Source organism: Pseudomonas sp. GM25 (genome assembly GCF_000282255.1).
Classification (GTDB): Bacteria; Pseudomonadota; Gammaproteobacteria; order Pseudomonadales; family Pseudomonadaceae; genus Aquipseudomonas; species Aquipseudomonas aphyarum.
This window is the reverse complement of sequence record NZ_AKJQ01000048.1, coordinates 110,523-131,200: the sequence shown is the minus strand read 5'-3', so window position 1 is coordinate 131,200 and position 20,678 is coordinate 110,523. Positions and strand designations below refer to the sequence as shown.

The 20,678-nt window shown below is 59.2% G+C and carries 22 protein-coding genes; 12 read left to right on the top strand and 10 right to left on the bottom strand.

The window, feature by feature from the left end:
• Positions 1 to 30: 30 nt before the first annotated feature.
• The 3 genes from PMI24_RS20015 to PMI24_RS20005 all read left to right on the top strand — a co-directional run bounded on the left by PMI24_RS20015 (position 31) and on the right by PMI24_RS20005 (position 3,611).
• The gene (locus tag PMI24_RS20015) at positions 31 to 1,521 is read left to right on the top strand and encodes an aldehyde dehydrogenase (protein ID WP_007957097.1); all 1,491 of its coding nucleotides are present in this window, start codon (positions 31 to 33) and stop codon (positions 1,519 to 1,521) included.
• A 52-nt stretch (positions 1,522 to 1,573) separates the two neighbouring features.
• The gene (locus PMI24_RS20010) at positions 1,574 to 2,857 is read left to right on the top strand and encodes an NAD(P)/FAD-dependent oxidoreductase (RefSeq protein WP_007957095.1); all 1,284 of its coding nucleotides are present in this window, start codon (positions 1,574 to 1,576) and stop codon (positions 2,855 to 2,857) included.
• 205 nt (positions 2,858 to 3,062) lie between these two features.
• A complete protein-coding gene (locus tag PMI24_RS20005; protein ID WP_007957093.1) occupies positions 3,063 to 3,611 on the top strand; it encodes a cupin domain-containing protein in 549 nt (182 codons plus the stop codon).
• A 130-nt stretch (positions 3,612 to 3,741) separates the two neighbouring features.
• On the opposite strand, the gene PMI24_RS29240 is transcribed toward PMI24_RS20005, so the two are convergent.
• The 4 genes from PMI24_RS29240 to PMI24_RS19995 all read right to left on the bottom strand — a co-directional run bounded on the left by PMI24_RS29240 (position 3,742) and on the right by PMI24_RS19995 (position 6,652).
• Positions 3,742 to 5,109 (bottom strand): nucleotide-binding domain-containing protein, encoded by a 1,368-nt coding sequence (locus PMI24_RS29240; RefSeq protein ID WP_007957091.1) that lies wholly within the window; start codon positions 5,107 to 5,109, stop codon positions 3,742 to 3,744.
• Positions 5,106 to 5,564 carry a Pycsar system effector family protein gene (locus PMI24_RS29815; RefSeq protein ID WP_443200801.1) on the bottom strand — a complete coding sequence of 153 codons (459 nt, stop codon included), beginning with the start codon at positions 5,562 to 5,564 and terminating at the stop codon, positions 5,106 to 5,108. Before PMI24_RS29815 ends, PMI24_RS29240 begins: the two co-directional genes overlap by 4 nt.
• Positions 5,565 to 5,761: 197 nt before the next feature.
• Positions 5,762 to 6,124, bottom strand: coding sequence for a hypothetical protein (locus tag PMI24_RS20000; protein WP_007957081.1), 363 nt, complete (start codon positions 6,122 to 6,124; stop codon positions 5,762 to 5,764).
• Positions 6,125 to 6,376: 252 nt separating this feature from the next.
• Positions 6,377 to 6,652, bottom strand: coding sequence for a hypothetical protein (locus PMI24_RS19995; RefSeq protein WP_007957074.1), 276 nt, complete (start codon positions 6,650 to 6,652; stop codon positions 6,377 to 6,379).
• 587 nt (positions 6,653 to 7,239) lie between these two features.
• Between PMI24_RS19995 and PMI24_RS19990 the strand changes: the two genes are divergently transcribed.
• The 6 genes from PMI24_RS19990 to PMI24_RS19965 all read left to right on the top strand — a co-directional run bounded on the left by PMI24_RS19990 (position 7,240) and on the right by PMI24_RS19965 (position 10,748).
• Entirely contained in the window at positions 7,240 to 7,665 is a 426-nt protein-coding gene (locus PMI24_RS19990) for a hypothetical protein (protein WP_007957073.1), read from the top strand.
• Between the two features lie 62 nt (positions 7,666 to 7,727).
• Positions 7,728 to 8,141, top strand: a complete 414-nt coding sequence (locus PMI24_RS19985; RefSeq protein WP_007957072.1) for a hypothetical protein — start codon at positions 7,728 to 7,730, stop codon at positions 8,139 to 8,141.
• Between the two features lie 201 nt (positions 8,142 to 8,342).
• Positions 8,343 to 8,732 (top strand): hypothetical protein, encoded by a 390-nt coding sequence (locus PMI24_RS19980; protein WP_007957071.1) that lies wholly within the window; start codon positions 8,343 to 8,345, stop codon positions 8,730 to 8,732.
• 15 nt (positions 8,733 to 8,747) lie between these two features.
• Positions 8,748 to 9,170 (top strand): HD domain-containing protein, encoded by a 423-nt coding sequence (locus tag PMI24_RS19975; protein WP_007957070.1) that lies wholly within the window; start codon positions 8,748 to 8,750, stop codon positions 9,168 to 9,170.
• 39 nt (positions 9,171 to 9,209) lie between these two features.
• Positions 9,210 to 10,229 (top strand): AbrB family transcriptional regulator, encoded by a 1,020-nt coding sequence (locus PMI24_RS19970; RefSeq protein WP_007957069.1) that lies wholly within the window; start codon positions 9,210 to 9,212, stop codon positions 10,227 to 10,229.
• Positions 10,230 to 10,307: 78 nt separating this feature from the next.
• Complete coding sequence (locus PMI24_RS19965; protein ID WP_007957067.1) at positions 10,308 to 10,748, top strand: YMGG-like glycine zipper-containing protein; 441 nt, start codon at positions 10,308 to 10,310, stop codon at positions 10,746 to 10,748.
• Here PMI24_RS19965 and PMI24_RS19960 read toward each other — a convergent pair.
• From PMI24_RS19960 to PMI24_RS19950, 3 genes are read right to left on the bottom strand one after another with little or no spacing between them, the layout of a single operon-like run.
• Positions 10,733 to 11,770, bottom strand: a complete 1,038-nt coding sequence (locus PMI24_RS19960; RefSeq protein ID WP_007957061.1) for a DUF2955 domain-containing protein — start codon at positions 11,768 to 11,770, stop codon at positions 10,733 to 10,735. The two genes, PMI24_RS19965 and PMI24_RS19960, sit on opposite strands and share 16 nt — an antisense overlap.
• Positions 11,760 to 12,857, bottom strand: coding sequence for an HlyD family secretion protein (locus PMI24_RS19955; protein WP_007957059.1), 1,098 nt, complete (start codon positions 12,855 to 12,857; stop codon positions 11,760 to 11,762). Before PMI24_RS19955 ends, PMI24_RS19960 begins: the two co-directional genes overlap by 11 nt.
• Positions 12,850 to 14,403: an efflux transporter outer membrane subunit gene (locus tag PMI24_RS19950; RefSeq protein WP_007957057.1), complete on the bottom strand. Its 1,554-nt coding sequence runs from the start codon at positions 14,401 to 14,403 to the stop codon at positions 12,850 to 12,852. The genes PMI24_RS19955 and PMI24_RS19950 overlap by 8 nt, the downstream gene beginning before the upstream one ends.
• 129 nt (positions 14,404 to 14,532) lie before the next feature.
• On the opposite strand from PMI24_RS19950, the gene PMI24_RS19945 reads away from it, so the two are divergent.
• Entirely contained in the window at positions 14,533 to 15,048 is a 516-nt protein-coding gene (locus PMI24_RS19945) for a transporter suffix domain-containing protein (RefSeq protein ID WP_007957055.1), read from the top strand.
• A gap of 42 nt (positions 15,049 to 15,090) precedes the next feature.
• On the opposite strand, the gene PMI24_RS19940 is transcribed toward PMI24_RS19945, so the two are convergent.
• Positions 15,091 to 15,867 (bottom strand): NAD(P)H-dependent oxidoreductase, encoded by a 777-nt coding sequence (locus tag PMI24_RS19940; RefSeq protein WP_007957054.1) that lies wholly within the window; start codon positions 15,865 to 15,867, stop codon positions 15,091 to 15,093.
• 84 nt (positions 15,868 to 15,951) lie between these two features.
• Between PMI24_RS19940 and PMI24_RS19935 the strand changes: the two genes are divergently transcribed.
• Positions 15,952 to 16,845, top strand: a complete 894-nt coding sequence (locus PMI24_RS19935; protein ID WP_045121824.1) for a LysR family transcriptional regulator — start codon at positions 15,952 to 15,954, stop codon at positions 16,843 to 16,845.
• A gap of 245 nt (positions 16,846 to 17,090) precedes the next feature.
• Positions 17,091 to 17,876, top strand: coding sequence for a DeoR/GlpR family DNA-binding transcription regulator (locus PMI24_RS19930; protein WP_007957050.1), 786 nt, complete (start codon positions 17,091 to 17,093; stop codon positions 17,874 to 17,876).
• A 49-nt stretch (positions 17,877 to 17,925) separates the two neighbouring features.
• Here the strand turns inward: PMI24_RS19930 and PMI24_RS19925 are convergent, their stop codons facing one another.
• Positions 17,926 to 19,209 carry an NAD(P)/FAD-dependent oxidoreductase gene (locus PMI24_RS19925; protein WP_007957048.1) on the bottom strand — a complete coding sequence of 428 codons (1,284 nt, stop codon included), beginning with the start codon at positions 19,207 to 19,209 and terminating at the stop codon, positions 17,926 to 17,928.
• Between the two features lie 33 nt (positions 19,210 to 19,242).
• A complete protein-coding gene (locus PMI24_RS19920; protein ID WP_007957046.1) occupies positions 19,243 to 20,607 on the bottom strand; it encodes a glutamine synthetase family protein in 1,365 nt (454 codons plus the stop codon).
• Positions 20,608 to 20,678 lie beyond the last annotated feature (71 nt).

The following is a 20,678-nucleotide window of genomic DNA, read 5'->3' as shown; positions in this document are numbered from 1 at the left end:
TCACCTCTTTCTCTGTGTGAGTCACCCCCCATGACCATGACCCGCAACGACTGGGAACAACGCTTCCAGTCCCTGACCCTCGAATCCCGTGCCTTCATCAACGGCGAATACCGTCCGGCCATCAGCGGCGAAACCTTCGAATGCCTGAGCCCCGTCGACGGCCGTTTCCTGGCCTCCGTCGCCAGCACCGATGAAGCTGACGCCAACCTCGCCGTTGAAGCCGCACGCCAATCCTTCAACTCCGGCGTGTGGGCGAACAAGGCCCCGGCCGAGCGCAAGCGCATCCTTATCCGTTTCGCCGACCTGATCCTGCAACACCAGGAAGAACTGGCGCTGCTCGAAACCCTCGACATGGGCAAACCGATCAGCGACTCGATGAGCATCGACATCCCGGCGACCGCCAACGCGATCCGCTGGAGCGCCGAGGCCATCGACAAGATCTACGACGAAGTCGCCGCCACCCCGCACGATCAACTCGGTCTGGTCACCCGCGAGCCGTCCGGCGTTGTTGCTGCGATCGTGCCGTGGAACTTCCCGCTGATCATGGCCAGCTGGAAATTCGCCCCGGCCCTGGCGGCGGGTAACTCGTTCATCCTCAAGCCTTCTGAAAAATCCCCGCTGACCGCGATCCGCATCGCGCAACTGGCGCTGGATGCCGGCATTCCGAAAGGCGTGTTCAACGTCCTGCCAGGCTTCGGCCACACCGTCGGCAAGGCGCTGGCGCTGCACATGGACGTCGACGTGCTGGCCTTCACCGGCTCCACCGCGATTGCCAAGCAACTGATGATTTATGCCGGCCAAAGCAACATGAAACGCGTCTGGCTCGAAGCAGGGGGCAAGAGCCCGAACGTGGTGTTTGCCGACGCACCGGACTTGCGCGCGGCAGCACAAGCGGCGGCCGGCGCCATTGCGTTCAACCAGGGCGAAGTCTGCACCGCCGGCTCGCGCCTGCTGGTGGAGCGTTCGATCCGCGAGCAATTCATCCCGCTGCTGGTGGAAGCGCTGCAAGCGTGGAAACCGGGTCACGCCCTGGATCCGGCGACCACCGTCGGCGCCGTGGTCGATCAGCGTCAACTGGACAACGTGCTGCGCTACATCAGCATCGGCCGCGAGCAGGGCGCCGAGCTGATCGCCGGCGGCCGACGCACCCTCGAAGAAACCGGCGGCACCTACATCGAGCCGACGATTTTCGACGGCGTGACCAACGCCATGACCATCGCCAAGGAAGAAATCTTCGGCCCGGTACTGTCGCTGATCACCTTCGACACCGTTGAAGAAGCGCTGCACATCGCCAACGACAGCATCTTCGGCCTCGCCGCCGGGGTCTGGACCAGCAACCTGAGCAAGGCCCACACCTTCGCCCGTGGCCTGCGCGCCGGCAGCGTGTGGGTCAACCAGTACGACGGCGGCGACATGACCGCGCCGTTCGGTGGCTTCAAACAGTCGGGCAACGGTCGCGACAAATCGCTGCACGCGTTCGACAAGTACACCGAGCTGAAAGCGACCTGGATCAAGCTCTGACTCTTTTACAGCGGTGGTCGCCTGCAACCGGCGACCCTCGGAGAATAAAAAAATGAAACAACAACACGTGAACAGCTACTACGCCGCCACCCGCAACGAAGTGATCGATTTCCCGGTCCTCGAAGAGTCGGTGGAGTGCGATGTCTGCATCATCGGCGCCGGCTACACCGGCCTGTCCTCGGCGCTGTTCCTGAGCGAAGCCGGCTACAAGGTGACGGTGCTGGAAGCGGCGAAAGTCGGCTACGGCGCCAGCGGTCGCAACGGCGGCCAACTGGTCAACTCCTACAGCCGCGACGTCGACGTGATCGAAGAGCGCTACGGCGACAAGACCGCCGAAATCCTCGGCAGCATGATCTTCGAAGGTGCCGACATCATCCGTTCGCGCATCAAGGAATACGACATCAAATGCGACTACCGCCCGGGCGGCATTTTCGCAGCGATGAACAACAAACAGCTCAAGGGACTCGCCGAACAGAAACGTAGCTGGGAACGTTACGGCAATAAAAACCTGAAGATGCTCGACGCTGCGGACATCCGCCGCGAAGTCGGCTCCGACGCTTACGTCGGCGGTCTGCTGGACATGCAGGGCGGCCACATTCACCCGCTGAACCTGGCCCTCGGTGAAGCCGCGGCCATCGTGCGTCTGGGCGGCAAGATCTACGAGCAATCCGCTGCGGTGGAAATCAAATACGGCGAGCCCAACGTCGTGCGCACCGCCAAAGGCCAGGTCCGCGCCAAGTACCTGCTGATCGTCGGCAACGCCTACCTGCCGCAGGGCCTCGACAACCGCGTGACGGCCAAGAGCATGCCGTGCGGCTCGCAGATCTGCGTCACCGAACCGTTGACCGAGAAGCAGGCCCGCAGCCTGATCACCAACAACTACTGCGTCGAAGACTGCAACTACCTGCTCGACTACTACCGCCTCACCGCCGACAACCGTCTGCTCTACGGCGGCGGCGTGGTCTACGGTGCTCGTGAACCGGACGACATCGAAACCCTGATCCGCCCGAAGATCCTCAAGACCTTCCCGCAGCTCAAGGACGTGAAAATCGACTACCGCTGGACCGGCAACTTCCTGCTGACCATGTCACGCATGCCGCAATTCGGCCGCATCGAGAAAAACGCCTACTACATGCAGGGCTACAGCGGCCACGGCGTCACGTGCTCGCACCTGGCCGGCAAACTGATCTCGGAAATGATCCGCGGCGACGCCGAACGCTTCGACGCCTTCGCCTCCCTGCCACACATGCCGATGCTCGGCGGCCGTACCTTCTCCGCGCCACTGACCGCCCTCGGCGCCGTGTACTACTCGCTGCGCGACCGTTTCGGCATCTGATTAACCTCGCCGGCGGCGCCCCCAAAAAGGGCGCTGCCGGCTTTTTCATGTGCCGTCCATCGAACCTGCTGAGCAACACCAACAAACGTGATTTAATAGCCGCCTTTCACGGTTCCGGGACACGGGAGCAACGTGATCCGCGCGACCTGCGCGGCACCCGCCACCCACCCCCATTACCCTTAAGTCGTTCTCACATAAGGCTGTCATGGATACGGGTTCTCGACTCAAACTAGTACGCGAAAGCTACAAACTCTCCCAGCGCGAGCTGGCCCGGCGTAGCGGCGTTACCAATGCCACCATCTCCCTGATCGAACAGAATCGTGTCAGTCCTTCCGTCAGCTCACTGAAAAAGCTGCTCGAAGGCATCCCGATGTCCCTGGCCGACTTCTTCACCTTCGACCAGCCCCCCCGCGAACACCAATACGTCTTCCGCGCCAACGAACAACCCGACCTCGGCCGCCACGGCCTGCGCCTGCTGCTGATCGGCGCCTCTGTCCCCAGCCGCCAGATGCGCTTGCTGCGCGAGCAATACGCGCCGGGCGCGAGTTCGGGGGAAGAGCCGATTGTTCACTCGGAAGGTGAGGAGTGTGGGTTGGTGACGCGTGGCACCGTGGAGTTGACGGTGGATGGGCAGGTGAGTGTGCTGAGTGCTGGGGATGGGTATTATTTTCCGACGACGCTGCCGCATAAGTTCCGGAATATCGGGGCGGATGAGGCGGAGATTATTAGTGCGAATACGCCGGCGAATTTTTGATTGTATTGATGGTTGCGCGCGGCGGATGCAATTTATTGTTGAGCCGTTAAGGTGAAAGGAAGGTGGTATTTTCACTAAGTAGGGAAGCCACCTTCCAAGATTTGATTGTTTCAAGGTCGAGTTTTGTTGGCTATTTAATATATACCCCAATTATGTCTTTAAATATTGTTACATGGTTGGCATCTTTTATATTGACCTCCATCGTGTGAAGACCTCTATAAGAGGTTGATTCTGGTTCCTCAAGGGTTTTTCCCGCAAAAAACGGTGTGTGAAAACCATGGTCGCGTACGACTTTTGTTACTGGCTTGGGAAAAGTTCCAGCTTGCTTGTTTGATTCAGCCTCTTTTCCGTGGTTGGTTTTTGTAAATGTTACAGAAAGTGGGAAAGACTGTTCGTTGTAAACACTGCTCAAAAGTTGAACTTTGAATTTTAATTTCACTCCCTTGGCAAGAGCTCGAGAAATCGACCTGTACTCTATTTCGGAACCGTTTTCTAAGCAGTAACAGGAGTAAGTTATTCCTGGGCAGGATAAGGCTGTAGAGCCTTTGAATGTTTGTTTTAATTCAGTTGAGTAGGGTAGTAGATCTCGATAGCTTTCGTGATCAAGCTCCCTGACTTTGTATGTGTATGACTGGCCTTCTGCGTCTGAATATGTTTTGTCTAGATTGTATATGTGCTTTGTCACTCCACCTTCGGAGTATGTTTTTGTTTTTTGGTAGAGGTCTGGGAAATCTATTTCGCTCATGATGCTTTCGCCAAACATGGCTTTGTTTCGTCCAGCCATGTTTTGTAATTTTGCCGCCACGTCTACGTGAAAAGATGTAGCCGTAACTTCGAATACACCCTTGAGTCCATAGGAAGCCCAAAGTACCTTTTCGTCTGGTCCAAAGTCCAAGCCGATGCGGAAGCCTAAGTAGCTTGCTTTGAAGCCATTGTCCTCAAGTGCTGGAATTATTGTTCCGGTCATCAGCGATTCAAGAACAGATGCGCAGTTTATGGCATTGATGACACTATCATCTTTGTCTTTTCTTTTTCCCCCAAAAAAAGCTAAAAGTGCATCTCCCATAAAGCGATGCACATAACCGTCCATGGCTCTGACTGTTTCGGCGGCGGCTTTCAGGATCGTATTTTTTATTGCTACAACGTCTTCTAGGTCATAAATAAATGAAAGCCTAGTAGAGTTTTTTATATCAAGAAATAAAGAGCATATGTGGTGTTTTTCTTGGAGGTCGGTTTCGGCTAAGTAGGCAAAATCTGGATGGCTACCAATAGGACTTTGGTTCCAGCCATCTTTTTTGAAAGCTGTTCGAATGTCGCTCTGAATGGACTCGGTGCTTTGTATCTCCTTGGAAGCAGACGCCTCATTTATTGATCTGCTCCGGCTTTCAAAGGCAGAGTCCATTAGGGATTCAGTACCAACAAAAGACTTGTTTATTGTTTTTTTTCGTGCTGAATCAAGAAGTCCATCAAAGCTTTTTCGTGAGATTCCGTTTTTCAAAATATTCCCCTGCTATCAATGAAATAGATTACGCACGATATTAATAGGGCGGCTGTTGGGATGAAATTTAAGTACATGAGGCACCAAGATATTCTCTTAATGCGGTCAAATTTTTCAGAGGCTATAGTCGATAATGTAAAAATCTGATCGCACAAGTCTTCTAGAAAATCTGCGTGGGAGAGGGTTTTAATTTTTTGCTGGTATCCATTTGCTCCGTCATTTATTGATTTTATATCTCCGAAATACAATGATGAATTTCCATTGTGATTTTTTGGTGAGCTGAAAGTCACAGGAAATATAACGGATATTGCCATCCACATGCATACGATTGAGCTGGCTATCACAATGATTGAACATAAGCCAATGAAAACTAAGAATGCTGGATGGTTAACGTCTGGTACCGAGCGACTTATTAGTAACGTTGTAAGTCCAATGACTGCTGCGCAATAAGACATTATTATTGTGCATTTTGTATTCGTTGTCCCGATGTATGTGTCGAGTCGTTTTAGTACTTCTAGTAAGTTTTTTGTTTTTTGCTCTATTTCTTTTTCTTTAATATCACTTTGGGACATGTATGATCTCTGGCTGGTTGGGTGCGCTGTGAAAAATTGACGGATTTATTTAATTAGTGCTCTTTGTGGAATTTTTTATATTACCATGCAAGGTTTTTGTTTTTGGCTTCGAAATTTTTCTTGTACATCATCCATATTGTTCCGTAGTTGCACATGTCGATTTTATCGCAGTAGTCTCGAATAACTGCGTCCATTATTTTTCTATCTGTAGCTTTAGTTGCTTCTTTAAAAGCATCGAGATTCTGCTTTTCCATCATGCGCAAAGTGCTTTCTTGGCACATGTCGATTTTTTCGCAGTAGTCTTTTTTCACAGTTGTTGTGATGGAATCAATAACTTGTTTCTTCTGTGCTTCAGAACCGTCGAAATCCATCGGGTTGAGGATTGTTGCGGCAGAGCAAGTGAAAGTGCTGAGGAAGAGAAGAGAGAAAATTAATTTTTGCATGATGAAATCCTTTCAATTTTTGTTATTGCAGTGCGGGTTGTTGAGTGGGATAGCGCCCTAGCGCAGCTAGATTGTTTATCAGGTGTCAGAGTGCCACTAAGTTTTTGTCAGTGGAAGAGGGGGGAGACCAAAGTCGGAATACAAGGGTGATTTTCACGAATTCTCGGACGGATTTAGAGTTTTGAAGCAAAAAGCCGCAATCCTACGGCTTTTCTATATAGCTAAATAGAAGGTTGTTTTTGAATTTATGGTTCAAAAATTTCGACGTTCAATCAGTCGAAACACGTCCCTCACATCCTGCACCATGATTCTGGCGATGGTGGTGACGGTGTTTATATCGTGTTCGGCATGGTCGGGGAGGTGGATGCAGGCCATGAGGTCCAAGTATTTAAGAACGGCGTCAAGGCGTTCACTTGCGCAGGCGTGCAGGTCGTGCAATGGAGCTTCGGCGTTGATGAGTAGGACGGGGTGATCGGTGGCCGGGTGGGACATGTTTGCACAGTGGCGCATAAGTTTCGGTGTCGTCATGGTGTTAATCCTTTGTTGAGAAGAATTGCCACCGTCCTGCTGCGAAACAAAATGGGTGGCAGCTATGCGCGGGTTCGCAGACCGGAGGATTAACACCAAGACCCGGCAGACCCGAAGGGTCTCCCACGCACAACCGCCATAATTTGCGCAGCCGGGACTCGGCCGTGCCAGACGAAATAGGGTGTCAATCTTAAGGGCTGCGAAACCCTATCGCCAAATTTGTTAAGCGACAGACCCACTTTAGGCACCGATTCCTACCGTCGCAATCAGACTGTAGGACGTGAAATCACCACTCGTGGCCCGAGAGTTCACTCCTGTTCGGCGGCGCGACTGGCGTAAATCAAGGGCTACAGCGTGTCAGGGGAAAATGACTTGCCCGGTTTCGGCCCGCTTCGCAGCCCCACAAGAACAAGCTCCCTCACCACGCGAAGTAATTTCCTACGGCGTTTTCAGATCAAAAAATCCCTCACACATTCCAGCCCCGGAACTTTCCCCAAAACCGATGTCAATTTGATGGCGTGTCGCGACGCTCATTCATCGGCTCAAGCAGTGCCAGGCTGGTTCCTGGTCAACCATGGAAGTGTGTGATGAGACTATTACTCGCAATGTTGTTGATGTTCAGCGGCTACAGCTTTGCCAGTTGCGGCAACATTGATGATCACGATCAGCGTGCCTATTGCAATGCGAGGGAGAGCGGCAGCAGTTGCGGCAACATCGATAATCACGATCTGCGGGCGGCGTGTAACGCGGAGCAGGGCGGCAGTTCCTGCGGCAACATTGACGACCATGACCAGCGCGCCTACTGCAACGCCAAACAGAGCGGCAGCAGTTGCGGCAACATCGATGATCATGACCTGCGTGCGCGGTGCAACGCGGAGCAGGGTGGCAGTTCCTGCGGCAACATCGATGACCACGACCAGCGTGCCTACTGCAATGCGACCACGGGCGGCAGCAGTTGCGGGAATATCGACAACCATGATTTGCGTACGCGGTGTGAGGCCATGAAGCGCTGATCTGGTTTTGATTGCTTTACCCAGTGCCAGGCTGTTTCCCGGCAAGCTCAAGGAAGTGTGAGATGAAACTGATTCTTGCGATGTTGTTGCTGTTCAGCGGTTACGTTTCCGCCAGTTGTGCCAGCATCACTGACCCAGACAAACGCAATTATTGCCAGGCCATGGAGGAAGGTAGCAGTTGTTATTCCATCGACAATTACGATTTGCGCACGGCCTGCCAAGCGGAGAAGGGTGGTTCATGCGCGGGTATCCAGGATCGTGACCAGCGCGCCTATTGCGACGCCAAGAAAGGCAGTAGTTGTGCCTCGATCGATAATTACGATCTTCGCACCGCTTGCGAAGGGGAGAAAGGCGGTTCATGCGCGAGTATCCAGGATCGTGACAAACGCTCCTTCTGTGAAGCGAAGCAGGGCAGCAGCTGTGCGAGCATCGGCGACGGGGATCTGCGCAACCAGTGTGAAGCCATGAAACGCTGATCCATCGGCCTCATTCCAAACGCAAAAAGGGACACCCAACGGTGTCCCTTTTTTGTGGGCGACTGAAACGAAATCCCCGGACTGCCCAGTCAAACTTTTCACTTGCCACGCCCCGGCTCATCACCAAAGGTTCCCCCCACCAGCACCACGTCGTAGACTGCGAAACAAGTTGTAACGCCTCTCCCACGGACGGAACCGCGCATGATTCAGATCGGCAGCCGCAACAACGCCCCCACGCCGCAGCACAAAACCCAGGACATCTACATCTTCAGCATCGACCTGTCCCGCCCGGCGACGCCGTTCTGTTTCGAGCAATCGATTGGCGGCGGGCATGTCGAGCAGGGTGGTGCGCGGTGGTTGGCGCTGGATGAGCTGGATGGCTGGCCCGGTGAATGGCGTGAGCATTTGAAGAAGGCCGGATGTGCGTGGGTGGCCGAATTGATGGACGCGCATTCGGGGGAGAGCCAGGCTGATCTGGTCTCGCTGATCCTCCAACGGTACGCCGAGCCGGCGCAGCCAGCCGGGCGTTTGCAGGCGATTGGGCGCTGGTTCAAGCGCCACTTCTATATTGGCGGCCGGTACGGCGTCTGACCCGAGGAAACACTCATGACCCAGACTCTGGAACGCGCCATCGCCATTGCCGCCACGGCCCATGCGGGGCAGGTGGACAAGGGCGGTGCGCCGTACATCTTGCATCCGCTGAAGGTCATGTTGCGCATGAGCAGCCAGGAAGAGCGCATCGTCGCGGTGCTGCACGATGTGGTCGAGGATTGCGGCATCAGCCTTGAGGATTTGCGCAAGGAAGGCTTCAGCGAAGCCGTTTTGTCGGCCATCGAATCGGTGACCAAAGTGCCCGGCGAATCCTACGAGGACTTCGTCGAGCGCGCGGCGCAGAACCCGATCGGACGGGTGGTGAAGCTGGCGGATCTGGAAGAGAACAGCGACCTGTCGCGGATTGCCTCGCCGAGTTGGGAGGATCTGGAGCGGATCGAAAAATATCGGCGGGCGATTGGACGGTTGCGCGCCTGATTTAACTGAAAAGCACTTTGAATAGCCAGGAAGGCGACCATGAAATCCATTCTGTGTTTGTTGATTGCTGCCGGCTTCGGCGCACTGTTGCAGTTCGAAGGCGTGCCCCACGGTTTGCTGTTGGGCTCGATTCTTGTGACGGCACTGGTCGTCACCAAATTCAAATTCGCGCCGGCGACGCCCTATGGCCTCGGCTACATCCAGGTCACGCTGGGCATTGCCACCGGGTTGATGTTTGAAGCCTGGGACAGCGCGACTGTCTCGACGATGTTGCCGAGCCTCGGTGTGTTGTTGCTGTGCCTGGCAGTGCAGGTCGCGCTGGCCGCGTGGTGGCTGTCGCGCGGGGCGGGGTGGAATCGCACGGATGCCTTGCTGGCGGTGTATCCGGGGGCGTTGGCAGCGGTGTTCGATTTGCTGGAATCGCATCAGGCATCGAGCAAGGTGATCATTGTGCACTTGATGCGGCTGCTGCTGATCACGGTGCTGGTGAGTTTGCTGATTCCCGGAACGGCACCGGTTGACGTGGCCGAGGTCGAGCCGCTGTCTACGGGCATGGCGTTGACCGTGCTGGCAGTGATCGGTTTGAGCGTGGTGGTCGGACGTTTGCTGCTGGCCGCTGGCGTACCGGCGCCGTTCATGCTGACGGCAATCATCATCACCGCCGTGTTCGTGAAATCAGGATGGCTGCAGGGCTTTCACATGCCGGACTGGAGTCTGAATCTGGCGGCGCTGATTCTCGGTGTGCGGATCGGTTCCCGATTCCAGGGATTGGGCCTCGCGGAACTGGGACGTCATGGCCGCACGGCGCTGGTGTCGGTGGGTTTGATGATTCTGGTCGCGGCGGTTTTTGCATTGGCGGCGGCACGATTGCTGGGCAGCGATGCGTTGTCGCTGTGGCTCGCGTACATGCCAGGAGCCATCGAAACCATCGCGATTGTGGCGTTCGCCGGCGGGCTGAATGTGGTGTTTATCCTGACTCACCATCTGGCGCGAATGGTGGTGCTGCACTTCGCGCCAGCGTTGCTGGTGCAGGTTCGGCGGGTGCGGGAGGACGCTTGAACACGGGCTTTGCGCCCCGTGAACTACACTCCCAGATTACCCCGCCCCACAGGCAACCCCGCCGCGTCGGAGGTCATCATGTTCCGCCATTCACTGTTCATCGCAGCGTGCCTGTGCGCCACACAGGCCAGCGCTGAATCCGTCGTCCCGCTCAAGGGCCAGACCTCTCAACAAACCCAGATTGACATCAACGATTGTCACTCCATCGCGTCCACCTCAACCACGTCTACACCGCAAGCCGGCGGTCGGTTGAAGGGCGCTGCCGTGGGTGCCGCTGCCGGCGCCACCGCCGCGGAAGTGCGCGGTCGTCAACACGACGAGTTCTACGAAGCCGTGGACGATGACCGCAAGCAGGATTACCGCCAGAACCGAGCCAAAGAAACGGCTGCCGCCGGTGCGGTGGTCGGCGGTGCGCGGCAGCGACAGGATCGGCGCGAGCAGCGGCGGACCGATGCTTCGGCCAGCTCAAGCGCCTACACCGGTTGCCTGCAAGGGCGGGGTTATCAGGTCACGCCCTGACGGTTTTCCCGGTGCGCGACGAGCAGGTGCATCATCACGCCGCTGTAGAGCGTCACCAAAATGAACAAGCCCATGCGCACCGCAAATGCGGTGTAGACGTCCTTGCCCGCCGCGCTGTCCTCAACGGACTGGCCGAGCAGGATGATCATGGTGATCAGCGTATTGAGCCAGAACCCCGGCGTCAGTTGCGTCGGGTGCAGCCGATAGAGTTTGCGCGCCACCAACAGCCCGAACAGCAGCATCCACAGGAAGAACATCCACAGGTGCACGAACAGGCTCAACGCGCACCAGAACAACACCGCCAGCAGCCCGCCCAATAAGGTCGAGCCGAGCAATTCGCGCCCGGCGTGATGGGTGCGGGTGGTGGTGCTCTGCTGGCCGAGGCTGACGGCTTTGAGGATGATCGGCAGGTAGCTGGCCGGGTCGATCAGCACCAGCAGGAAGGTCGGCAGCACGATCAGCGTTGCGCGCATCGCTACGCGGGGCACGTCTTCGGCGGGCAGGGCGGGAGCGGGTGGTGGCGCGGGGCTGTTGGCCGGTTCCGGGAACAGGACGTGGCTCAGTCCGACCATGACGACGGCCAGCAACAGGCCTTTGACCAGCGCGCCGATCACCGCCATGGCCAGCTCGAATGAGGCGAAGCCCGCGGCGGAGATCATGGTCATGCCGATCACCAGGAACGTCATGATCAGCACGTTGCCGCCGCGCAAGCCGTAGGTGAACACCAGAAACAGACCGACACCGATCAGCAGCACGCCGCATATCGGGTAATAACGCAGCAACGGCACCAGCAACAGGCCGAGACTGGTGGTGAACGCGGCGACCAGCGTCAGCACCAGCGCCATTTTGACTGGCAACGGTCGAGGCATGCTGGCCAGCAGCAACACCGCGAGCACCGGCGACAAAAAAGACAGCGGCAAGGCGAGGCCGTAACTGGCGGCGGTGCACAACGCCGTGCCGCAGGCCAGCCGCAAGGCTCTTTGCGCCGGGACGCTGCGTTCAATAGGCCGCTCAGTAGGCATAGCTCAGCCAGCTCATCAGCCAGACAAACACCCGCCCGAGTGGATTGAGCAGATTGCCTTCGCTGGGAAACGCCATGACTTCCGCCTGCCCGCCGGCGCGAATCGAACGACTCTCGAACAAGCGCTTTTTCGCCTCTTCGCTGAACTCGATGATCACCGGAAAACGCTGCGCCGGACGCAGCCAGTCGCGGCTGTTCTGGATCGTCGGCAGGGTGCCGGGCGGCGGCGTCTGGCCGACGCTGACGCCATAACCGACGCTGCGCACCCGGCCGTCGAGCACTTCGCCGGGCAGGGCGTCGAGGATGATCGACACCGGCGTGCCGGGCTTGATCCGGCCGAGGTTGTTCTCGGTGAGGTCGGCGCTGACCCACACGTCCTGGATCGTGATCAGTGTCATCACCGGACTGCCGACAGCGGCGAACTGGCCGACATCGGTGCGCAGGTCGGTGATCAGGCCCGCCGAACGCGCGCCGATGCGGGTATTGGCCAGATCCAGTTCGGCCTTTGCCAGCGTAGCGGCGGCACTGAGCAGTTTGGCGTTGGTGTCGGTGTTGCCGCCTTCCTGCTCCTGCGCGCGCAGCACTTCGGCCTTGGCGGCGGCGACCTTGCTGACCGCCGCTTCGTGGTTGGCCCGGGACACTTCCAGAAGCCGCACGGACACCGTGCCCGGATCTTCTTTGTACAGGCCCTCAAGCCGTCGATTGTCCTGGCGCGCCTTGAGTTCATTGGCTTGCGCGGCCCGCAACGACGCCTGGGCCGACGCGATGCCGGCGGTGCTGGCGCCGACCGTGCGCCGGGTGTTTTCCAGATCGGCGCGGGCTCGGTCGACGGCGATTTGCAGCGGTTGCGGATCGAGCTCGAAGAGGATGTCGCCGGCCTGCACGTCCTGATTGTTGCGCACGTTGACCTTGATCACCCGGCCCGCGACTTCCGCCGCCACCGGGATCACGAAAGCGCCGACCCGCGCCTGTTGGGTGTAGGGCGTAAAGCGGTCGGCCAGCAGATACCAGACCAGGCTCAGCACAATCACCAACAGCACCCAGCGGATGCCTTTTTTCGCCGGATCCGGCGGCGCTTCATCACTCATGGCGGTCTACCTGCGAGGGAATCGGATAGGTCGGTTGGGGCGGCGGGGCGCTCAGCAGGTCGCCCCAATCGGTGCGCTGCTGCATCTGTTGCCGGGTCGCTGGATCAATCTGCGGCCCGGCGCTTTGCCAGCCACCGCCGACGGCGCGGTACAGGGCGATCAGATTGCTCACGGCATTGCTGCGGCTGACCAGATAGTTGTCCTGTAGCTCCAGCAACGCACGCTGGGCGTCGAGCACCCGCTGAAAGTCTGAATAGCCTTCGCGATATTGAGTGTTGGCCAGCACCAGCGAACGCCGCGCCGCGCCTTCGGCCTCGCCCAGAATGCGCTCGCGTTCCAGCGCTTTGGTCAGGCCGCTGGCGGCGTCGTCGGCTTCGCGGGCAGCCTGGCGGACCTTGTCGCGATAGGCCTCGATCAGTTGCTGCAAGCGCGCATCCTGTACGCGGATGTTGTTGTGGATGCGGCCGTAATCGAACAGGTTCCAGCGCAGGCTCGGGCCGCCGATCAGGTCGAGGCTGCGCGGGGTGGCGCCGAGGGTGTCGCTGGACCAGACGATGCTGCCGAGCAAGGTCAGCGACGGATACAGATCGGTTTCAGCCACGCCGACCAGCGCCGATTGCGCGGCCACATTCAGTTCCGCCGCGCGCACATCGGGACGGCGCAGCAGCAGGTTGGCCGGGACGTCCTGCAATACCGCGCGATCCACCAGCGGAATCAGCCCCGGTTGTTCCGCCAGAAACGCCGCGCCACCGGGCGGCTGGCCGACCAGCACCGCCAGCGCATTGCGGGTGCGCAGCAATTGATCTTCGAACGCCGGAATGCTGCTCAGGGTGCCGAGGTATTGGGTTCTGGCCTGTTGCAGGTCGAGTTCGGCGGTCTGGCCGCTGCGAAAGAGTTTTTCGGTGATCTCGAAATTGCGTTTTTGCTGGGCGGCGTTTTCCCGGGCGACCCGCAGCCGGGCTTCAGTAGTGCGCAGGGCAAAGTAGGTGTCGGCCACTTGAGCGCGTAATAGAACGAGGGCGTCTTCGTAGTTGGCCTGGGCGGCGAAGTAGCTGGCATCGGCGGACTCGATGGCGCGGCTGAAACGACCCCAGAAATCCAGTTCCCAGCCGACATCGAACGCGGCGCTGTGCTGCCAGAAGTGCAAGTCCTGCGGGTTGGTGCCGCCGGACTGGTGGCGGTCGATGTACAGGCTGTCGGCGCTGGCCTGTTGCAGTTGCGGGTAGCGACCGCTGTCGGCGATGCCCAGTTGCGCGCGGGCTTCGAGGACCCGCAGGCCGGCGATCTTCAGGCTGCTGTTGCGGGCTTCGGCGTCGCTGATCAAGCGGTCGAGGATCGGATCGGCAAACACCTGCCACCACTGGCGCAGGTCCGGCAGCGTGCCGCGTTCGCTGGCCTGCTCCAGCGCCGGACTTTGCCACTGCTTGTTCCAGTCCTCCGCCGGCGGCTGGAAATCCGGACCCAGCCGCAGGCAGCCGCCAAGGCTCAGCACACCGAGCAGCAGCAGGTGGCCGGGACGGATCAGCAGAGCTGGCGTTGCAGGCATACCGGGAGGCCCCAGCGGGAAATGTCACTGGAGCATAGACCGCAGATTGCGGGTTGATCGAAGCAATCAGCTGCTACGCTTTTTCAGGCGAACTCCCCTGAACCGCCCCCGACGAAAAGGTAGGAAGCCATGGACACTGCTCAAGAACCGCTTGCCCCCACCAGCGCCAGCTGGCGTTTCAAGGTCGGCGTGGCAATCATCTGCCTGATGCTCGGTTCGTGGCTGATGGTGCCGATTGCCGCCGCCCTCGACGTGCCGGGCTCGAAAGTCGCGGCGCTGACCGGGGTGTTGTTCATCAGCAATAAAGTGCTGTTGCTGCTGGTGATCGCGGTGATGGGCAAGGCCGGGTTCGCCGAACTCAAACGCACGATCGGCCACTATATTTCCGGCGTGATTCCGACCCCGGTGGCCGAAGTCAGCCCGATGCGCCACAAGATCGGCGTGGTGATGTTCTGTCTGCCGCTGCTGTCGTCCTTCCTGGAACCGTATTTCGACAACTTCTTCCCTGGCGTGCGGCCCAACCTCTGGCAGATGCAGGCGCTGGGCGACTTGATGTTCGTCGGCAGCTTTTTCGTGCTGGGCGGCAATTTCTGGGACAAGGTGCATGCGCTGTTCGTGCGCAAGGCGCGGGTGGTGGTTGAATAAAAAAAGCAGGAGGCCAGGCCCCCTGTTTTTTGAGGTGAGCGGCTATTTCAGGTGGGCGGCGAAGCCTTCGCTGCCCGGCGCAATATCGTCCTTCAAGGTCAACGCCGGAATCTCGTAATCCCCGGCATTCTGCCGCCGAAATCCGATCGGCCGCCTACTCCACAACTCATCCAGCCGAACGCCCAGTTCTTCGCACGTCTGGGCAAACCGCGTTTCATCCATTTTTCCGGTGCGATACACCACGAACGGCGGCAGCACCTCGAAGCCCGGGTAATACAGAATCCCGTGATGAATCGGGAACAGCAGATCATCGATCGGGCCGTTGATTCCGCGCGGGCTGTAGTGCGATTCCCAGCCGCCGGCGGTCACCATCAGCATTGCCCGTTTGCCTTTCAGGGTGCCTTCGCCATAACGGTCGCCCCAACGAGAATCCGAATGCTCGCCGACACCGTAGGCAAATCCGTAGGCGTACACCCGCTCGACCCAGCCCTTGAGAGTCGCCGGCATGGAAAACCACCACAGCGGAAACTGCAGGATCAGGGTGTCGGCCCACAGCAGTTTGGCCTGCTCGGCGGTGATGTCGGCGGCTTGCCGGCCTTGTTCGAAGGCGAGTTTCGAATCGAGGGACGCGTCGAACGGGCGAGTGCTGTCGCGGCCGGGACTGTCGTCGGCATCGAGGCTGGCTTTCCAGTTCATGGCGTAGAGATCGGAAACCTGCACGGTGTGGCCGGCGGCTTTCAGGCGCTGGACGGTGAAGTCCTTGAGCGCGCCGTTGAGCGATTGCGGTTCGGGGTGGGCGTAGACCAGTAGCACATTCATGGTGAGGCTCCGTTGCTGAGTGACAGCAGGATCGGCGCCCGGCAGGTATATTGGAAATGAATGTCTGATATGTCTGGTATAGCCATGAATAATTTGAGACGGCTGGATATCAATCTGCTGCTGACCCTCGATGTGCTGCTGTCCGAGCACAACGTCACCCGCGCCGCGCAACGGCTGCATCTGTCGCAGCCGTCGGTGAGCGTGCATCTGGCCCGGTTACGGGAGATTTTTGGTGATCCGCTGTTGCTGCCGGGCCCTCGTGGCATGCGCCCGACGGCGCGGGCCGATGAATTGCGCGAACCGTTGCGCGAGGCGCTGGAAGCGTTGGAGCGGGCGGTGGCGCCGGCCAGTCCGTTCGACCCGGCGCAGGCGACCCACACCTGGAAAGTCGCGGCCTCGGACTATGGCGAATCGACCATTCTGCTGCCGGCCCTCGGCGGGCTGCGCAGTCAGGCGCCGGGCACGCGGCTGGCGGTGCTCGACCTGTCGCCCCGGCAATTGGTCAAGCAGGCGGAGCAGGGTGTGATCGATCTGGCGCTGCACACCAGCGAGGACGCGCCGCTGGAACTGCACCGGCGTGCGCTGTTCACCGAACGTTATGTGCTGGCCGGTCGCGCCGGGCACCCGAAACTGCAACGCAAGCCGACCCGCGCACAGTTCTGCGAGCTGGAGCATGTGCTGGTATCGCCGGAGGGCGGAGGTTTTTTCGGGGTGACGGACAAGGCGCTGGCGGAGGTGGGGCTTACGCGAAACGTGGTGTTGTCGGTGCCGCACTTTCTGTTGCTCATGTCGGTGCTGGCCAGCACCGATCTGGTGGCGATGCTGCCGTCACGGCTGGCGCGCGGCAATACCGCGCTGCAAGTGGTCGAACCGCCGCTGCAAGTGGCGGGTTACGAAATGGCCATGCTCTGGGCCGAGCGTTCGCACCGCGACCCGGCGCACAAATGGTTTCGCGAGCATCTGGCGGCGTCGGTCTGATCAGGCATGCCCGAGCGCGATGGCAAACGATACGACGACCATGCAGGCGAAAGCGAAATTGAGGTTCATGGGGTGTTCATCCTGGTCCTTTTGAAAGTGGGGCCATTCTGCCGGGGGCGGGTAATAAGAAAAAATTCGGCTTCGTGATTCCAATGATCGAAGCCATTGATACCGGCGTTGTGTTTGCAGGTTTGCTTGGCTAAGCTCGCGCAAACCTGCAATTAAAAGCACAAACAGGCAAAACCATGCACGATCATTCCGCTTCCGAGCTTCCTTCCCTGCGTCGGCAGAAAATCCTTCTGATCCTCGAACGTGACGGCAAGGTCATGGCGTCCGAGTTGAGCCAGCATTTTACGGTGTCGGAAGACACCATCCGCCGCGATCTGGCCGAGCTGGATAACGCCGGACTGGTGCAGCGCGTGCACGGCGGCGCGCTGCCGAGGCCCAAGGACACCGGCAAGGATTACTTCACCCGGCTGGACGAGATCGACGAGGTGAAGATTCGTCTGGCGCAATTGGCAGCGCAGCAGGTGCGGAACGGGCAAACGGTGATGTTCGACTCCGGTTCCACTTCGTTGCAGGTGGCGCGCTCGTTGCCCAGGGATATCAACCTCACGGCGGTCACTGCCTCACCCATGACGGCGATCGCGTTGTCAGAATATCCGGGCATCAAAGTGATTCTGGCGGGTGGGCAGTTGAATCCGAAAACCATGTCGGCTGGCGGTCATGAGGCGCTGCGGCTGTTGTCGGGGATCAAGGCTGATCTGGCGATCACCGGGGTCTGTGCGATTCATCCGGACGTGGGTATCACCTCGCTGCATTTCGATGAAGTGCCGGTCAAGCAGGCGCTGCTCGACTGTGCGGCGCGGGTGATTGCCGTGACCACGGCGGACAAGCTTGGCGCGGTCGAACCGTTTGTGGTGGCGCCTTGCGAGCGCTTGCACACGCTGATCACCGAACGGCATGTGGCGTCGGGGAGTGTCGAGGATTATCGGCGGTTGGGGATTGAGGTGGAGCAGTTGCCTGACTGAGGTTTTGCGGCAAAAAAAGGCCCCATCATTGGCGATGGGGCCCGTTCGATCAGCGCAGTTTTTCCAGCATCTGGTAGTACCACATGCCCGCCGCCAGCATCGGATTCCCCAACAGATCGCCCATCGGCACGCGAATGTGCGAGCACGCGGCAAATGTGTCGAACTGCTGCATCTGCCCGGTGATCGCCCGGCTCATGATTTCGCCCATGATGTGGGTCGTGGCGATGCCGTGGCCGGAGTAGCCCTGGCAATACCAGACGTTGTCCGAGAGCTTGCCCAGTTGCGGGATGCGGTTGATGACGATGCCCATCACGCAGCTCCACTGGTAATCGATCTTCACCCCTTTGAGCGCCGGGAACGTCTGTTCGATGCACGGCCGCAGTTCGCCGGCGATGTCCCGTGAGTCCTTGCCGCTGTAGTTGGCGCCGCCGCCGAACAGCAGGCGACCGTCGGCGGTGAGGCGGTAGTAATCGAGGACGAAGCGGCAGTCGTAAACGGCGAGGTCTTCAGGGTTGATCTGCCGGGCCAGATCGCCCAGTGGTTCGGTGGTGACGATGCCGCCCATGGCCGGGAAAATCTTGCCCTTGAGCTGACCCGGTTCGAGCTTGTGGTAGACGTCGCCGGCCAGCAGCACCTGGTTGGCGTCGATCTGGCCGTGGGCGGTGCGCACACCTGGGTTGTCGCCGTGAATGATTTCCAGCACTTCACTGTTTTCGAAGATCAGCGCACCGAGGCTTTCCGCCGCCCGCGCTTCGCCGATGCACAGGTTGAGCGGGTGCAAATGCATGTTGCGGGTGTTCTTGATCGCGCCGTGATACAGCTCGCTTTGCAGCAGATCGCGCACCTGGCTGCGGTCGAGCAGGCTGACTTCATCACCCATGCCGCGACGCACGGCTTCGTCGTAATCGCTGCGCAAACCGGCCATGTGGCTCGGCTTGTACGCGGCGTGCAAGTGGCCGTGCTTGAGGTCGCAATCGATCGCGTATTTCTCGACCCGCTGCTTGATGATTTCGTGGCCGCGCCAGCGCAGGTGCCAGATGAAATCGTCGACCTCATCGCCCAATGTATTGCGCATCTGTTTGCGCATCGCACCGTCGCCGGACAGGCTGCCGGTGACCTGCCCACCATTGCGCCCGGTGGCGCCCCAGCCGATCTTGTGGCTTTCGACGATGGCGACTTTCAGGCCTTTTTCGGCCAGTTCCACGGCTGTAGCAGCGCCGGTAAAACCGCCGCCGATGATCACCACATCGACCTTGTGCCGGCCTTGCAGGGTCGGGTAGTCGGTGTCGCGGTTGAGGGTCGCGGTGTAGTAGGAATTGCTGCGTTCAGTCATGTCGGTATCCAAGGCAAAAAGAGTAAAAAAGGATCAGGCTTCGGTCAGATACCAGCGCCAGTCCTGCTCACCCACTTCGGCCATGAACTGCCGGTACTCTGCACGTTTCACCGCCAGATACACCCCGAGGAATTCCTGTCCCAGCGCATCCCGCGCCCACACCGAATTTTCCAGTGCCGTGAGCGAAGTCAGCCAGTCGGTCGGCAGCAATTCTTTCGCCTGCGCGTAACCGTTGCCTTCCACCGGCTCGCCCGGATCGATGTCGTCTTTTATCCCGCGATGAATGCCCGCCAGGATCGCCGCCGCTGCCAGATACGGGTTGGCATCGGCGCCGCAGATGCGGTGTTCAATGTGCCGCGTGTTAGCCGGGCCGCCGGGCACGCGCAGGCTGACGGTGCGGTTGTCGACCCCCCAGGTCGGCGCCAGTGGCGCATAACTGTTGGCCTGGAAGCGGCGGTAGGAGTTGGCGTTCGGGCAGAACAGCAGCAGCGAATCGAGCAACGAGGCGAGCATTCCGCCAATCGCCGTGCGCAGCAGCGGGGTGCCGGCCGGGTCTTCGGAAGCAAACAGATTGCGCCCCTCGGCATCGGCGAGGCTGACGTGCATGTGCATGCCGGTGCCGGCCAGGTGATCGAATGGCTTGGCCATGAACGTCGCCTGCATGCCGTGCTTGTGCGCCACGGCTTTGACCAGCCGTTTGTAGCGCACGGCCTGGTCCATCGCCTCCAGCGCGTCGCCGTGTTCGAGGGTGATTTCCACCTGGCCCGGCGCGTATTCCGAAATCGCCGTACGTGCCGGAATGCCGTGCAGTTTGCAGGCGCTGTAGAGGTCGGCGAGGAACGGTTCGATCTGTTCCAGCTCGCGCAAACCGTAGACCTGCGTGTGTCTCGGTCGACCACCGTCGGCATCCAGCGCCGGTTGCGGGCGACCGTTGTGATCGCGTTTGGCGTCGAGCAGATAGAACTCCAGCTCGCAGGCCATTACCGGGTGGTAACCCTCGGCTTTCAAGCGGTCGATGACCTTGATCAACAGGTGACGCGGGTCAGCGATGCTCGCCGGCATACCTTGTTCCGGGTGCATGCTGACTTGCACCGCCGCAGTCGGAATCTGCCGCCACGGCAGACGCACCAGACTGCCTTCCAGCGGGTAGGCGCGGCAGTCGATATCGCCGACGTCCCAGACCAGACCGGAGTTTTCTACGTCCTCGCCATGCACGGTCAGGCCGAGGATGGTGCTTGGCAGCGGGCGACCGCTTTCGTATACGGCGAGCAGTTCTTCGCGGTGCAACAGCTTGCCGCGCGGCACGCCGTTGGCGTCGAGGATGAACAGCTCGATCATGTCGATGTCGGGGTTCTGCTCAAGAAAGTTACGAGCGTCTTCAATGGCTGCGAATTTCATAATCAATCACTCACGATGGCGCCGCACAGGCGCGCAGATTCGGGCCGGACGCAGCTCGGCAAAAGGCGCGG

What these genes read in the sequence shown, in the direction of transcription:
- PMI24_RS20015 (WP_007957097.1), top strand. Translation starts at nt 31, where the DNA reads ATGACCATGACCCGCAACGACTGGGAACAACGCTTCCAGTCCCTGACC.
- PMI24_RS20010 (WP_007957095.1), top strand. Translation starts at nt 1,574, where the DNA reads ATGAAACAACAACACGTGAACAGCTACTACGCCGCCACCCGCAACGAA.
- PMI24_RS20005 (WP_007957093.1), top strand. Translation starts at nt 3,063, where the DNA reads ATGGATACGGGTTCTCGACTCAAACTAGTACGCGAAAGCTACAAACTC.
- PMI24_RS29815 (WP_443200801.1), bottom strand. Translation starts at nt 5,564, where the DNA reads ATGTCTTATTGCGCAGCAGTCATTGGACTTACAACGTTACTAATAAGT.
- PMI24_RS20000 (WP_007957081.1), bottom strand. Translation starts at nt 6,124, where the DNA reads ATGCAAAAATTAATTTTCTCTCTTCTCTTCCTCAGCACTTTCACTTGC.
- PMI24_RS19995 (WP_007957074.1), bottom strand. Translation starts at nt 6,652, where the DNA reads ATGACGACACCGAAACTTATGCGCCACTGTGCAAACATGTCCCACCCG.
- PMI24_RS19990 (WP_007957073.1), top strand. Translation starts at nt 7,240, where the DNA reads ATGAGACTATTACTCGCAATGTTGTTGATGTTCAGCGGCTACAGCTTT.
- PMI24_RS19985 (WP_007957072.1), top strand. Translation starts at nt 7,728, where the DNA reads ATGAAACTGATTCTTGCGATGTTGTTGCTGTTCAGCGGTTACGTTTCC.
- PMI24_RS19980 (WP_007957071.1), top strand. Translation starts at nt 8,343, where the DNA reads ATGATTCAGATCGGCAGCCGCAACAACGCCCCCACGCCGCAGCACAAA.
- PMI24_RS19975 (WP_007957070.1), top strand. Translation starts at nt 8,748, where the DNA reads ATGACCCAGACTCTGGAACGCGCCATCGCCATTGCCGCCACGGCCCAT.
- PMI24_RS19970 (WP_007957069.1), top strand. Translation starts at nt 9,210, where the DNA reads ATGAAATCCATTCTGTGTTTGTTGATTGCTGCCGGCTTCGGCGCACTG.
- PMI24_RS19965 (WP_007957067.1), top strand. Translation starts at nt 10,308, where the DNA reads ATGTTCCGCCATTCACTGTTCATCGCAGCGTGCCTGTGCGCCACACAG.
- PMI24_RS19960 (WP_007957061.1), bottom strand. Translation starts at nt 11,770, where the DNA reads ATGCCTACTGAGCGGCCTATTGAACGCAGCGTCCCGGCGCAAAGAGCC.
- PMI24_RS19955 (WP_007957059.1), bottom strand. Translation starts at nt 12,857, where the DNA reads ATGAGTGATGAAGCGCCGCCGGATCCGGCGAAAAAAGGCATCCGCTGG.
- PMI24_RS19950 (WP_007957057.1), bottom strand. Translation starts at nt 14,403, where the DNA reads ATGCCTGCAACGCCAGCTCTGCTGATCCGTCCCGGCCACCTGCTGCTG.
- PMI24_RS19945 (WP_007957055.1), top strand. Translation starts at nt 14,533, where the DNA reads ATGGACACTGCTCAAGAACCGCTTGCCCCCACCAGCGCCAGCTGGCGT.
- PMI24_RS19940 (WP_007957054.1), bottom strand. Translation starts at nt 15,867, where the DNA reads ATGAATGTGCTACTGGTCTACGCCCACCCCGAACCGCAATCGCTCAAC.
- PMI24_RS19935 (WP_045121824.1), top strand. Translation starts at nt 15,952, where the DNA reads ATGAATAATTTGAGACGGCTGGATATCAATCTGCTGCTGACCCTCGAT.
- PMI24_RS19930 (WP_007957050.1), top strand. Translation starts at nt 17,091, where the DNA reads ATGCACGATCATTCCGCTTCCGAGCTTCCTTCCCTGCGTCGGCAGAAA.
- PMI24_RS19925 (WP_007957048.1), bottom strand. Translation starts at nt 19,209, where the DNA reads ATGACTGAACGCAGCAATTCCTACTACACCGCGACCCTCAACCGCGAC.
- PMI24_RS19920 (WP_007957046.1), bottom strand. Translation starts at nt 20,607, where the DNA reads ATGAAATTCGCAGCCATTGAAGACGCTCGTAACTTTCTTGAGCAGAAC.